The sequence below is a fragment of the Chitinophaga sp. SVR4-12A genome (genome assembly GCF_056754765.1).
In genome coordinates, this window is sequence record NZ_JBPGWP010000001.1 from 2666895 (window position 1) to 2680113 (window position 13219).

General features: G+C 49.5%; 13 protein-coding genes. All 13 read right to left on the reverse strand.

All coding sequences use genetic code 11. The features are described 5' to 3' along the window. Window positions 1-2: 2 nt before the first annotated feature. On the reverse strand, window positions 3-1739 hold the full coding sequence (locus ACR9Y8_RS10870; protein ID WP_481213286.1) for a M56 family metallopeptidase: 1737 nt from the start codon (window positions 1737-1739) through the stop codon (window positions 3-5). A gap of 12 nt (window positions 1740-1751) precedes the next feature. Next, window positions 1752-2111, reverse strand: coding sequence for a BlaI/MecI/CopY family transcriptional regulator (locus tag ACR9Y8_RS10875; protein WP_481213287.1), 360 nt, complete (start codon window positions 2109-2111; stop codon window positions 1752-1754). 171 nt (window positions 2112-2282) lie between these two features. Continuing rightward, window positions 2283-2765, reverse strand: coding sequence for a hypothetical protein (locus ACR9Y8_RS10880; RefSeq protein ID WP_481213288.1), 483 nt, complete (start codon window positions 2763-2765; stop codon window positions 2283-2285). Between the two features lie 251 nt (window positions 2766-3016). After that, complete coding sequence (locus tag ACR9Y8_RS10885; protein WP_481213289.1) at window positions 3017-4144, reverse strand: redoxin domain-containing protein; 1128 nt, start codon at window positions 4142-4144, stop codon at window positions 3017-3019. 186 nt (window positions 4145-4330) lie between these two features. Next, a complete protein-coding gene (locus ACR9Y8_RS10890) occupies window positions 4331-5416 on the reverse strand; it encodes a redoxin domain-containing protein (RefSeq protein ID WP_481213290.1) in 1086 nt (361 codons plus the stop codon). 23 nt (window positions 5417-5439) lie between these two features. Further along, a complete protein-coding gene (gene hisIE / locus ACR9Y8_RS10895; protein WP_481213291.1) occupies window positions 5440-6033 on the reverse strand; it encodes a bifunctional phosphoribosyl-AMP cyclohydrolase/phosphoribosyl-ATP diphosphatase HisIE in 594 nt (197 codons plus the stop codon). A gap of 86 nt (window positions 6034-6119) precedes the next feature. Next, a complete protein-coding gene (hisF, locus tag ACR9Y8_RS10900) occupies window positions 6120-6875 on the reverse strand; it encodes an imidazole glycerol phosphate synthase subunit HisF (RefSeq protein WP_481213292.1) in 756 nt (251 codons plus the stop codon). Between the two features lie 88 nt (window positions 6876-6963). Then, window positions 6964-8118 carry a 1-(5-phosphoribosyl)-5-[(5-phosphoribosylamino)methylideneamino]imidazole-4-carboxamide isomerase gene (gene hisA, locus ACR9Y8_RS10905; protein WP_481213293.1) on the reverse strand — a complete coding sequence of 385 codons (1155 nt, stop codon included), beginning with the start codon at window positions 8116-8118 and terminating at the stop codon, window positions 6964-6966. Between the two features lie 3 nt (window positions 8119-8121). Further along, window positions 8122-8715 (reverse strand): imidazole glycerol phosphate synthase subunit HisH, encoded by a 594-nt coding sequence (hisH, locus tag ACR9Y8_RS10910; RefSeq protein WP_481213294.1) that lies wholly within the window; start codon window positions 8713-8715, stop codon window positions 8122-8124. Between the two features lie 7 nt (window positions 8716-8722). Then, window positions 8723-9496: a tryptophan synthase subunit alpha gene (gene trpA / locus ACR9Y8_RS10915; RefSeq protein ID WP_481213295.1), complete on the reverse strand. Its 774-nt coding sequence runs from the start codon at window positions 9494-9496 to the stop codon at window positions 8723-8725. 59 nt (window positions 9497-9555) lie between these two features. Continuing rightward, entirely contained in the window at window positions 9556-11412 is a 1857-nt protein-coding gene (gene trpB / locus ACR9Y8_RS10920) for a tryptophan synthase subunit beta (protein ID WP_481213296.1), read from the reverse strand. Further along, entirely contained in the window at window positions 11405-12208 is an 804-nt protein-coding gene (gene trpC / locus ACR9Y8_RS10925) for an indole-3-glycerol phosphate synthase TrpC (protein WP_481213297.1), read from the reverse strand. The genes trpB and trpC overlap by 8 nt, the downstream gene beginning before the upstream one ends. Further along, the gene (gene trpD, locus ACR9Y8_RS10930) at window positions 12205-13197 is read right to left on the reverse strand and encodes an anthranilate phosphoribosyltransferase (RefSeq protein WP_481213298.1); all 993 of its coding nucleotides are present in this window, start codon (window positions 13195-13197) and stop codon (window positions 12205-12207) included. The genes trpC and trpD overlap by 4 nt, the downstream gene beginning before the upstream one ends. Between the last annotated feature and the right edge of the window lie 22 nt (window positions 13198-13219).

Sequence of the window (13219 nt, forward strand, 5' to 3'; positions counted from 1 at the left end):
GTTTACTGTTTACCACCGTCGATGGTCCTTACATTTATAACGCCATTTACAGCTTTGCTGCCGTACAGCGGGATTGCGTCATTTCCTTTTAATACGTCAATGGTTACAATCTTTCCACTGGGCAGCGCATTCAGGGCCGTTATTGTTTTGGCTTCTCCATCTATCAGTACAAGCGGCTGACGCAGGCTGTCTATGCCTCTCAGGCTAATGGCCGGTACCACTTTTACAACGTTAACGCTCTTGTCAAGGTTCAGGTTCTTTTCAACCTTGACCTCTTTAACATTGACGTTGGTATTGGTATTCACCTTTACGTTGGTTTTTACATTGGTATTTACGTTGGTATTTACCCTAATCGCCGTATCAACCCTGAGCTGCAGCTTCAGCGTATCGGTGCTGAGTGTCCTCACGTCTGGCTTTGCTCCCTTATAGCTTTTGGTAGTAATGTCAATCACACCATTCCTGCCTTCCTCGCCGAAACGTATGATTGCCTTTTCATCTTTCCAGACGCTTATTGATTCAATATCATCTTTGTTTAGCTGTAACGGCATAGCATGCCCCTGCTTTACACCATCCACAATATACAATGGAGGTTTTCCCTGATCTGAAGATAGCGCATCGAATACCACTACCTTGCTGGGAGCGGGCGGTACCGGAGGTACAGGAGGTGCCGGGGGCATTGCATTTTTCCCAGGGGCAGCAGGAACGGGCGGCGGAGAAGGCGGAACGGGAGCCGGCACTTCGCCGGGAGCATCAGGAACAGGAGGCACCAATGGTTTTTTCTTCAGCGGTTTTTCAGGCGCTACCGGGGCGAGCACCGGCGGAGGAGGCGGCGGAGCCGGCACTGTATCCGCAACAATCGTGATCTGCTTACCATAGAACGCGGCCCGGCTGAAATTAAGCGATAACAACGCGATCACCACCACGCAACCCAACACGAGGTAGCGTACCAGGTTATATTTTGCAGAACGTTTTTGATTCATCATTTTAATTCTGTTTTTCAGATGTGAGAAATTGAAATTGTTTGCGATGGCCGTCGCGTATGGAATTCCACTAACTTTTATCAGGTTGTATTGATATGCTTTAGGATCGGCTCCCTGCTGCAACATGCGGCGGTCTGTAATAAATTCCAGGTTCTCCCGTATGGCTGTTTTCATCAGCCAGGCGCCGGGATTGAACCAGTAGAAGATATTATTCAGCTCTGCCGTCAGCACGTCTAATGTATGCCACTCCTTTACATGCACGAGCTCATGGCGGAGGATGGCATCCAGCTCGGATGGCTGGTGCAGGGAAGGATTGATGTATATATGGCGGAAGAAAGAGAAGGGATTGATGCGGCTGCCCAGCAGCTTTACCGGATGCTGTTGCAGCGTACCTGGCCGCGACTTACGATGGATGCGCCACAAAGCAGACAGCTGTACTATAAACCGGATGCTCATTACCATCACACCTGTCCAGAAAACATACACCAACAGGTGCCACACGGTAAAGCCTGGTTCCGGCTGCGCCCGCAGAGCGCTCAGGTCTGGCACATAAGCCACTACCTGCCCTATCTCATGATGACGTTCCAGCAGGTTATTCACATCTACCAGCGGAAATACGGAAGAGCACAGGATGCCCGCCAGCAGGAAGAAACGGTTCAGCACATAAAAGGTGAGCCTTCTCAGTCCCCAGCGGTAAGCAAGGAAGAACAGCGTAAGCGCTATATTGGCTTTTAACAGGTATATCAATAGTGCGGGCATGTAAGCAGTTTTTTATCCGTTCTTTTCAATCATCTTAATGATCTCTTTCAGCTCTTCAGGGCTGATCTTCTTTTCCTTCGCAAAGAAGGTGACCAGGGCTTTGTAAGAATTCTCGAAATAGCTCTTCACAAAGCCATTCATGAATTTCTTTTTATACTCCTCCTCCGCTATCACGGGCGTATATTCATATACGTTACCTGTTTTGCGGCTTTGCAGAAAGCCCTTTTTTTCCAGGTTCTTGATAGTGGAGGCCAGTGTGGTATAGGGCGGCGCCGGGGCCATATGGGCCTCCAGGAAATCTTTTACAATCCCTTTCCCGGTTTGCCATACTGCCTGCATGGCGGCCTCTTCCTGCTGCGTCAGCTTTTCCATATGATGCTGTTTAGGCTACTAATTTACGATCTTTTCGTAAATCTACGAACATTTCGTAAATAAACAAATAAAAAATTGGCCGGCTGGTTTTGACCTGCAGGCAGGTTTACGAGTAGAACGGTTTCAATCATCATACAGGATAACTTTTGTATTCATTTAACGGAGCATGCCTTACTTCAGGATGTCTTCAGTCATAGCAAAGGCGGGAAGGTTAATATCTGTTACTTTCATGGTCTTAAATACTTTCACATCACCTTCCAGCGATACTCTCAGTATTACGCGCCGGCTGTCTTTCTGCAGGGAAACATAGTAGCTGTGGCCGTCTTCGGAATGGTTCATTTCTACGCCGCCCACATAGTTATAACCAATATACTTTTTTTGAATGGCGCTTAATGCGGGCATGGTCAGGTTATTGAGGCGAACGTTACGGGTTACAGCGATCTTGTTGCCGTCATAATCAAAATAGGCTTGTACGGGCTGACTATACTCCGTGAAGCTGATCACCACAAAGGATTTCTTCTGGCTCCACGAAACATTGGCAGCCTCCGGGAAAGCAGCGTTAAAGCTTACATTCACTTTCTTATTCCCACCGCTTTGGGCTATCAGGGTGGCAGATGATATGACCATCCATGCTGCCAGGATCAACTTTTTCATAATGCTTGTTTTAGCGTTAAGTAATAACCAGTTGATCTCTAACAGGATGCCAAATGCGGGAAGCTTGCTAATACATTAAGAATCAGTGTTGAAGAATGTTAGGTGGGAGCTTATCCTGTTCGTTTATGAACGATTTTTTCTCTGAAACGGACAAGGAAAGAAGTTGACAGTCGTTAGTTGTCAGTCGTCAGTGGTCGGAGCAATTATTATCTTCCATCGGTTACTGACGACTGACAACTAACGACTGTCAACTATTTTATTACTTCACCCAGTTTTGTTTCCAGCGCTTCACCGCGAAGGTTCTTAGCGATGATAACGCCCTGTGGGTCTATGAGAAGGTTCTGCGGGATGGCGCGTATGCTGTATAATTCTGCAGCGGCATTCTTCCAACCTTTCAGGTCGGATACATGGATCCAGGAGAGATTATCCATCTGGATAGCTGCCAGCCATTTGTCTTTTTTATCGTCGAGGGATACGCCCAGTATTTCAAAGCCTTTTTCTTTGTACTTGCTGTAGGCCCTTACCACATTCGGATTCTCTGCACGGCAGGGACCACACCAGCTGGCCCAGAAATCTACCAGCACATATTTGCCCCTGAGGGAAGTAAGGCTGATAGGCTTACCATCAGCACCGGTCTGTGCAAAGTCGATAGCAGGTTGTCCTATTGCTGTTCTCTTGGCAGCGTTCAGGCGTTTTACAAATGCCTGTCCGGCCTGGGAGTGCTTTACTTTCTTTGCTAATTTATTGAATACAGGCTCTACATCGGTGGGATTGATCTCGTAGCCTGCATATTCATTCAACGCGTACATAGCGATGGGAGAAGCGGGGTTTTTGTCCAGGTACTGACGTGTAATGGACTTCTCCTTTGCTTCCAGCTCATCAAAGCGGGGCTCCAGCTTTTTCATGCCTTCTTCATCTTTAGACATGTACAGCTGGCGGTATTCCGTCTGCAGGGATTTGATCTGGGCCGTAACATCCTGCAGCATATTATTCAGCTCTTCATAAGCATCATTGGCTGCAGAACCTTTCACAACAGCTTTGCTGATAGAATCCTGTGTATTAATGGTAATAACGCCTTTGTCCATAAAAAGCGTCAGTACATCGCGTTTCATGGTACGGGGCAAATCGCCTGGCTGGTCGGTCACCTCCATCATGAGGCTGGCCATTGCCGGCTCCTTAATGGTTCCTTTGAAGGTGAAGTGGCCATCCTTTACGGTGACGCTGTCCAGTGAGGCTTCGTCGCCTTTACGTATCTTCAGGTATACTTTAGCAGGTTTCTTTAGCTGCGCAACTGTTCCTTCAATAGTAAACGGTTTCTCACCCTGTGCAAACAAGACTACCGGCGCCAATAGCACAGCAGTCAGTATAGCTCTCTTCATAATAATATTACTCCATTTTGCTTTCCGATAACAAATTTGGGAAAACAGCGGGGCAAAGTCAAACTGATTGTGATAAGCGGGAGGAGTTGTAAAAAGTCGTTAGTCGTTAGTCATTAGTCGTTAGGGGATGAAGTGGAGCTTGCATCGACCGTAACTACTAATGACTAACGACTAACAGCTAATGACTTATTTCAATATTTCATTCAGCTTAGCTTCCAAAGCGCCGCCGCGAAGGTTGCGTGCAACAATGCGGCCCTGCGGGTCTACCAGGAAATTGGAAGGAATGGAACGAATGCCGTATTGTACCGCTACGCCGTTGTTCCAACCCTGGAGATCAGACACATGCGTCCAGGACAGGCCATCCTGGTTGATGGCGCGCGTCCAGCGGCTCTTATCCTCATCGAGCGATACGCCGAGGATGGTAAAGTTTTTATCCTTGTATTTGTTGAAGACCTTCACCACATTTGGATTCTCCTGGCGGCAGGGACCGCACCAGCTGGCCCAGAAATCCACCAGCACGTATTTACCGCGGAAAGACGACAGTTTAACGGGTTTGCCATCCACATCGTTCTGCGCGAAATCCTCCGCCATCACGCCAATACCGCTCAGCTTCAGGCTTTTAATATATTGGTTTACGCTTTGGCCGTATTTGCTGGTTTGCAGTGATTTATCCAGGCCGGTGAACAAGCCTTCGAACTCATCCGGCTGCAGGCGGGGCCTCAGCTCATTTATAAGCATCCAAAGGCTGGCCAGCGCTTTAGGATGTTGTTTGATAAAGGTTTTACCAGTGGCTACCACATCTTCACTAAAACCGGCGGCTTTTTTACGAAAGGCTTCCTTGGCAGCCTCATCGTCGCCTGCAATGCTTGAGGCTTCGGTATTCAGGGCCTGGGCTCTGGCGATCAGAGGCTGGAAGAGTTGCTGGTATTCCTGCAAGGCTTTGGTGTTATCATTGCCCTTTAAAGATGCTGCGATCGGGAATTTGTCCAGGCTGGTATTCAACTCCTGGGGAGTAGCGCCAGGCACGAATAACATGGGATAGTCCATTCCTTCGAGGATGAGCGCATGAACAGAAGGCTCCTTGGTTTCCTTTACAGTAAAATTGAACTGGCCGTTCTTCAGCACCACAGAGTCATTCGGTGCATTGTCCGCGTCGTCGAACAGGTAGAGTTTTTTCCCATCCGCACCACTCACCGTTCCGGATATGGTATATTGAGCATTGGCAACCGTGGCACAGGCAACACAGCAGACCGCTAAAAATAACTGCTTCATTGTATAAATATATAAAAAATAACCTACTTGTGTCGCTCTTTGAGCACGTTCAGCACATTGGATAAACGGTATCCTTTGGCATTGAGCAGCACCAGGTAGTGGAACAGCAGGTCAGCAGACTCGTTCAGGAACAGCTCTTCGTTGTTATCTTTCGCCTCTATCACTACTTCTACTGCTTCCTCCCCTACTTTCTGGGCTATTTTATTGATCCCTTTTGCAAAGAGGCTGGCCGTGTAAGACTTTTCAGAAGGGTTATTCTTCCGGTCTGTTATCACGCTCTCGAGCGTGGCCAGGAAATCATTGCTGACATTCTGCTCATTCCAGCAGGTATCTGCGCCGGTATGACACACCGGGCCTACCGGGTTCGCTTTAATCAGCAAAGTATCATTGTCGCAGTCTAATTTAACGTCCTGCAGCAGCAAAAAATTGCCGCTTTCCTCGCCTTTGGTCCATAAACGTTGCTTGGAACGGCTGAAAAAGGTCACCTTTTTCTCCTGCAAGGTCTTATCCAGCGCTTCCTGGTTCATATACCCCAGCATCAGCACCCGCAGGGTGGCTGCATCCTGTATAATGGCCGGCACGAGGCCGTCGGGGGATTTCTTAAAATCGATATCCATGTTTAAAAGCTTTTAGCGCTTAGCTATTGGCTCTTAGCAGCTTGCCATTAGCTAGAAGCTAACGGCTAACAGCTAACAGCTAGAAGCTAGAATCTTATGTTAATTCCTTTATTGTAAAGGTATGTTTTAAGCTCAGGTATCTCTATCTCTTTATAATGGAAAATGCTGGCGGCCAGGGCAGCGTCTGCCTGCGACTTTTCGAACACTTCCGTGAAGTGGTCCATTGTGCCTGCCCCGCCCGAGGCGATCACGGGCACATGCAGGTTTTGAGAAAGCTGCGCAGTAATGTCCAGTGCAAAGCCCTGCTTGGTACCGTCGTTATTCATAGACGTGAGCAGGATCTCACCGGCGCCGCGGTCTACTGCTTCCTTTGCCCAATCAAATGCCTTGGTAGTGGTTTTTAGGCGCCCGCCATTGAGGTATACATACCAGTCTCCATCTTCAAAACGGGTGTCTATAGCCAATACAATGCACTGGCTACCGAACTCGCGTGACAGCTCATCTACCAGCTCGGGCCGTTTGAAGGCAGAGGTGTTGACAGAGATCTTATCAGCGCCCGATTGTAACAGCACATGTACATCTTCCACTGCAGCAATGCCGCCGCCTACGGTGAAAGGAATGTTAATATGGCGGGCAATGCGGGAGACGAGTTCTGACAATGTTTTGCGGCGTTCGTTGGTAGCCGTGATGTCGAGGAACACCAGCTCATCGGCGCCCTGCTGTGCATAGAGCGCACCCAGTTCTATAGGATCGCCTGCATCGCGTATATTTTCAAAGTTCACCCCTTTAACGGTACGCCCGTCTTTGATGTCGAGGCAGGGAATGATACGTTTAGTAAGCATAAAATTTGATTGTGTTAAGAGATTGCTTCGTCGCGCCTTCGCTTTGTCTCCGCGGCTTCTCGCAATGACGGGACGGAAGACCCTTTTACTAAGTTTTGACTATTAATTGTTTTAGCTCATCGATAGAAATATTTCCTTCGTAGATGGCTTTGCCGACAATCACACCGCTGCAGCCGATCTCCTGCAGATCCACCACATCCTGTATGTTGCTGACGCCACCACTGGCTACGAAGTCAATATCCGGGAAACGTTCCAGGATCTTGCGGTAGAGGTCTACAGAAGGGCCTTGTAAAAGTCCGTCTTTCGCGATGTCTGTACAAAAGATATGATGAACGCCGTGTTGAATGTTCTGCTCCAGGAAATCGAATACCGAAAGCGAAGTAGTTTCCAGCCAACCGCCTACAGCGATCTTTTCCTCCTTTACATCAGCGCCGAGGAAGATCTTGTCTGCACCGTATTGTTTTACCCATCCGTAGAACAGCTCCGGGTCTTTCACTGCAATGCTGCCGATGGTAGCCATGGCTGCACCGCTTTCAAATACGATCTGCAGGTCGCTTGCAGTTTTAATACCACCGCCAAAGTCTACTACCAGGGAAGTTTTGCCTGCGATAGCCTCCAGCACTTTCCAGTTCACCACGGCTCCTTTCTTAGCGCCGTCCAGGTCTACGAGGTGGAGGCGCTGCACGCCAATATCCTCAAAGGCTTTGGCCACTTCCAGCGGATGTTCGTTATATACTTTCTGCTGCGCATAATCGCCCTGTGTAAGGCGCACGCATTTACCGCCAATGATGTCGATGGCGGGGATCACTGTAAAACCTCTTTCTTTATGCACCTTTAGTTCCATCCTGCAATAAATGATATTGTTCTTTTCAAAGTATTGACCGGCGCGGTAAAAGCCCAGCCGCGTGTAGAAGCTCTCCGCTGTTTTCCGTGCATGGCACCACAGCAAAGGTATACCGGCCTGACGGCAGTATTGCAACATTTCACGTATCAGCATGGTGCCGTAACCCCTGCCCTGCGAGGCAGGGGTAGTAGCCAGTTTCCTGAACTGCGCCTGCTGTGCTTCAGGGAACAGCGAGCCTACCGTTACCAGGCGGCCATCTTCAAACACACCGAAATGCAGCGCGTGCTCATCGTGGTCCAGCTTTACGGCATCGAGCGGCTGACCGGGATAGAGCACATCCCTGCGCAATGGCAGCGTATCTGTTGTAGTAATATTCTTTATTTCAACACCTGCGCCCATTGCCTATAACTTCAGGAAGCTGTCTAATATATTTTGTCCGCCTTCTGCCGACTTCTCCGGGTGGAACTGTACGGCATAGAAATTACCTTTCTGCAGGGCTGCGCTGTAATTGATCACATAATTGGCAATAGCCACCGTATCCGGCGACAAGGCCGCATAGTAGCTGTGCACAAAATACATGTAGCTGTTCTCCGGCACATGTTCAAATATTGTGCTGTGCAGGTTGGCAATATTGTTCCAGCCTATCTGCGGGATCTTCAGCAGGTTAGCCACAGGCGACTGAAAGCGCTTTACCTCCACATCAAAGATGCCCAGGCAGGTGGTGTCATTCTCTTCAGAATGTTTGCAGAGCAGCTGCATACCCAGGCAGATGCCCAACACGGGCTGTTTCAGGCTTAGGATCAGCTTGTCCAGTCCTCTCTGCTGCAGGTACTGCATGGCAGTGCTGGCCTCGCCCACACCGGGAAAGATCACTTTGTCTGCAGAGCGGATCTCTTCAGGATCGTCTGTTACAATACCGTTAACGCCTAATCGCTCCAATGCAAATTGCACAGAGCGGATGTTACCGGCATTATATTTTATGATAGCTGTCTTCATATCTTATTTAAGCTCCTTTTACAGATTGAACGAACTGTTGTACGGTTCCACCAATATCCTTGCTGTTCTCAATCGCCTTGATAAAGGCGGTACCGATGATCGCGCCATTGCTGTAAGTGCAGGCCGTGTCAAAGGTAGTTTTGTCTTTAATACCAAAGCCGATCAGCACAGGATTCTTCAGCTGCATGGCTTTCAATCTTTCAAAATAGGCCAGCTGCCCTTTCATGTCTTTGTCCTTACCGGTGGTGGAAGAAGAAGAGACTGCGTATACAAAGCCTTTGCTATGCGCATCTATTTCACGAAGGCGTGCGTCACTGGTTTCCGGTGTTACCAGGAAGATAAGATGCAGACCGTATTTTTCAAACAGGGGTTTATATTCCCTGTCGTATTCCGTCATAGGAAGATCGGGTAATATCAGGCCGTCTACGCCTGTTTCGGCGCATTGCTGCAGGAATGCTTCCACGCCAAACTGCAATACCGGGTTCAGGTAGCCCATCAATATAACAGGCAGGTGTATTGTTTTCCTGAAATCTTTCAGCTGTGTGAAAAGCTTTTTAAGGCTCATACCGTTCTGCAGGGAACGGGTGCTGCTTTCCTGTATCACGGGACCATCTGCCAGCGGATCGGAGAAGGGCATGCCCAGCTCTATCATATCAGCGCCGGCTGTCTGCAGGGCCGTCATTACCTGCAAGGTATCTTCCGGACCGGGAAACCCGGCAGTGCAATAGATGTTCAGTATTCCTTCCTGTTTCCTTGCAAAAAGTTGATCTATGCGGTTCATAAATAGCTCTTAGCTGTTGGCTGTAAGCTCCTGGCTGCTAAAAGCCAGCAGCTGCCAGCTCATTTTAAGTGATTAATATAAGTAGCCATGTCTTTATCGCCACGGCCGGAGAGGCAAACCACCACCACATCTTCCGGCTTCAGCGCCAGGTCTTTCAGGCGGGCCAGTGCGTGGGATGATTCCAGCGCGGGAATAATACCTTCCAGGCGGGTCAGCTCAAAAGCGGCTGCCAGCGCTTCATCGTCAGTAGCGTTCATGAAGCGTGCACGGCCTGTTTCGAAGAGGTGCGCATGCAGCGGACCAACACCAGGGTAGTCCAGTCCGGCTGAAATAGAATGCGGCTCTACGATCTGGCCGTCTTCTGTTTGCATCAGCAATGTTTTACTGGCGTGTATCACTCCCGGTTTGCCCAGCTGGGAAGTGGCGGCAGAGTAGCCGCTGTGCACCCCTTTACCCGCGGCTTCAACGGGTATCAGCTGTACTTTTTCATTGTCCAGGAAATGGAAAAAGGCGCCGGCGGCATTACTGCCTCCACCTACACAGGCCAGCACATAATCCGGAAATGCGTTGCCCGTTTTTTCCAGGAGCTGTTGTTTTATTTCTTCACTGATCACGGACTGGAAGCGTGCCACCATATCCGGGTAAGGATGCGGGCCTACTACAGAGCCGATGATATAGTGGGTATCCACCGGGTTATTGATCCAGTCGCGGATAGCTTCATTGGTAGCATCCTTCAGCGTACGGCTGCCACTGGTGGCAGGCACCACGGTAGCGCCCAGCATTTTCATACGGGCTACATTCGGCGCCTGTCTTTCTATATCTACGCTGCCCATGTACACTACGCATTCCATACCCATCAATGCACACACCGTGGCAGTGGCCACGCCATGCTGACCGGCTCCTGTTTCTGCAATGATACGTTTCTTGCCCAGGCGCTGCGCCAGCAGGATCTGGCCAATGGTGTTGTTCACCTTGTGCGCACCCGTATGGTTCAGGTCTTCCCGTTTGAGGTAGATGTTGGCCTGGTATTTTTCAGACAGGCGGCGGGCCAGGTAAAGCGGGGAAGGCCGCCCTACATAATCCTTCAGCAATTGTGTGAACTGCTGCTGGAAGTCTGCATCTGCCATGATCTGCATATAGTTTTGGCGTAGCTCTTCCACGTTAGGATATAACATTTCAGGTATATAGGCTCCTCCAAATTTACCGTAGTAGCCATTTTCATCTACATGATACCTGGAGCCCCTGGTATTTACCGCAATCTCCATCCCTTGTTGTTTTATATCGGTTGAATGAATTGTTTTTACAAACTGCTGCACGTTGGGCAGCACTTTAATGCCCGGCGCTTTTTCAAAGCGGCTGTTCACATCTACGGCATACATCAGCGGCAATTGCAAGCGTGTTAGTTCATCTGCGTGTTCCGGACCTATGCCTCCGCTGAGGAAGAAGGGATGCTGAAAGGGATAGCTTTGCAGCAGCTGCCAGTCGAATTGCAAACCAGTACCGCCATAGGCATGGGCGCTGGCTGTATCAAACAGGAAGTAAGTAGTAACGGGCACATACGGCGCCAGTTCCTCCCATTTTACCTCGCTGCCTATACGAAAGGCTTTGATCACCGGTACCAGCTGACGAATGTCTGCACAATATTCCGGCGATTCGTTGCCATGCAGCTGTACCATATCCAGGCTGTAATCTGCCACCGTACGTTTTACCAGCTGAAGGTCAGCATCTACAAAAACGCCTACTTTCCTGATGCCGGTGGTTTCCCTTACGGTCCTGGCATCCAGCTTATTTCCTGCAAAGCGGGGAGATCTTTCATAGAAGATAAAGCCGGCATAATTCACGCCGTATTCCACAAGCGCCCGGAGGTCTTGTGCCTGGGTAATGCCGCATACTTTTATGTTCAGTTGATTATCCATTGGCAGCAGCTGTTCTTATACTGTTCACAAAGCTTTCAAAAGCCCTGGCCGGGTCTTCCTGTTTCATAAAGTACTCCCCGATGAGGAAGCCCTGGAAACCTGCCTGCTGCAGCGTTACAATAGCTGCAGGATCGTTGATGCCGCTTTCTGCCACCTTGATCTTACCAGCGGGAATCTTAGGGGCCAGCTCACAGGAGCGGTTAAAATCCACGTTGAAGGTAGTAAGGTCGCGGTTGTTCACGCCTACCAGCTGCACATGATCGGTTACCTTTTCCAGCTGGGATTCACTGTGCACTTCCAGCAATACTTCCAGTCCAAGATTGGTAGCAAACTTTGCCAGTCTTGCTACTTCCTCTGCGCTAAGGCATTCCGCTATCAGCAGGATCACATCTGCACCAATGGCTTTTGCTTCCAGTATCTGGTACTCATCTATCACAAAATCCTTCCGAAGGATGGGGATGTTATTCAGTGTACGCGCCTGCTGCAGATCATCGGAGGAACCGCCGAAATATTTTTCGTCCGTGAGCACAGACAAACCGGAAGCACCGTAACGGGTATACGCAGCAGTAACTTCCTGCACTGTTACATTACCGTTAATAATGCCCTTGGAAGGAGAGCGGCGTTTGAATTCTGCAATGATCCCTGTTTTGGCAGGGTCTTGCAGGAAGCTGCTCAATGAGAGCGGCGTACGTTTGAACCAGGGCGCCTGTTCCAGCTCAGCTGCAGGGCGCATTGCTTTCCTGGCGGCTACTTCTGTGTGCTTATGGGCTACTATTTCGGTGAGGATATTTTTCATTGTAAGCTGATCAGTTTTTTGAATGATTGATGTGCTGCGCCAGATTCCAGCGAAGTGACCGCCGCCTGGAAGCAGTCTGCATAATCCGCGTACTTGCCCATGCAATATAATCCCATGGCCGCATTAGCCAGCACTACAGAGTTCTGCGCCCAGGAGCCTTCTCCTTTCAGGATCTTCATAAAGATCTTCGCCGCTTCTTCTACGGAGTTGCCTCCGTAGATATCTTCGGGGTGCACCTTGCGGTGGCCCAGCTGCTCCGGCGTCCAGTCCTGTTCTCCTTTGTTGGTAATAATGCGGGAATCGGCGGTCAGCGAGATCTCATCATAGCCATCGAGGCTGTGCACGATCACGTACTGCTTATCTGTTTGCTGGAAGAGGTAGTTATATACCCTGGCCATTTCCAGGCTGTACACGCCTATCAGCTGGTATTGGGCAAAAGCCGGATTTACCAGTGGTCCCAGCATGTTGAAGAAAGTGCGTACACCCAGCTGGCGGCGGATGCCTGCCACATGCTTCAATGCCGGATGGAACAGCGGCGCGTGCAGGAAACATACGCCTGCTTCTTCCAATTCTGTCCGCAATTTAGCATCATCGCTCTTGAACTTATAACCAGCTGTTTCCATCAGGTTAGAAGCGCCGCTGATAGAAGACACGCCATAGTTACCGTGCTTGGCCACTTTGCCACCTGCACCGGCTACGATGAAGCAGGAGAGCGTGGAGATGTTGAATGTGTTCTTGGTATCACCGCCGGTGCCTACAATGTCCAGCACTTCGTAGCCGTTCAGTTTGACCGGTATACAAAGTTCCAGCAGCGCATCGCGGAAACCCAGCAATTCATCTATCGTGATGCTGCGCATCAGGAAGACCGTCATGAAAGCAGCGAGCTCGCTTTCATTGAACATTCCTTTGGAAATGTTGACGAGGATATCTTTGGCCGCTTCGCGGGTGAAGGTTTTATGTTCGAAAAGGTAGTTTAGTATCTTTTTCATGTTGACTTATATTAAGTGTGAG

Coding starts and splice junctions, on each gene's coding strand:
- trpC (WP_481213297.1), bottom strand. CDS start 12,208: ATGAAAAATATCCTCACCGAAATAGTAGCCCATAAGCACACAGAAGTA.
- hisA (WP_481213293.1), bottom strand. CDS start 8,118: ATGGGCGCAGGTGTTGAAATAAAGAATATTACTACAACAGATACGCTG.
- ACR9Y8_RS10880 (WP_481213288.1), bottom strand. CDS start 2,765: ATGAAAAAGTTGATCCTGGCAGCATGGATGGTCATATCATCTGCCACC.
- ACR9Y8_RS10885 (WP_481213289.1), bottom strand. CDS start 4,144: ATGAAGAGAGCTATACTGACTGCTGTGCTATTGGCGCCGGTAGTCTTG.
- trpB (WP_481213296.1), bottom strand. CDS start 11,412: ATGGATAATCAACTGAACATAAAAGTATGCGGCATTACCCAGGCACAA.
- hisF (WP_481213292.1), bottom strand. CDS start 6,875: ATGCTTACTAAACGTATCATTCCCTGCCTCGACATCAAAGACGGGCGT.
- trpA (WP_481213295.1), bottom strand. CDS start 9,496: ATGAACCGCATAGATCAACTTTTTGCAAGGAAACAGGAAGGAATACTG.
- trpD (WP_481213298.1), bottom strand. CDS start 13,197: ATGAAAAAGATACTAAACTACCTTTTCGAACATAAAACCTTCACCCGC.
- ACR9Y8_RS10870 (WP_481213286.1), bottom strand. CDS start 1,739: ATGCCCGCACTATTGATATACCTGTTAAAAGCCAATATAGCGCTTACG.
- ACR9Y8_RS10890 (WP_481213290.1), bottom strand. CDS start 5,416: ATGAAGCAGTTATTTTTAGCGGTCTGCTGTGTTGCCTGTGCCACGGTT.
- hisIE (WP_481213291.1), bottom strand. CDS start 6,033: ATGGATATCGATTTTAAGAAATCCCCCGACGGCCTCGTGCCGGCCATT.
- hisH (WP_481213294.1), bottom strand. CDS start 8,715: ATGAAGACAGCTATCATAAAATATAATGCCGGTAACATCCGCTCTGTG.
- ACR9Y8_RS10875 (WP_481213287.1), bottom strand. CDS start 2,111: ATGGAAAAGCTGACGCAGCAGGAAGAGGCCGCCATGCAGGCAGTATGG.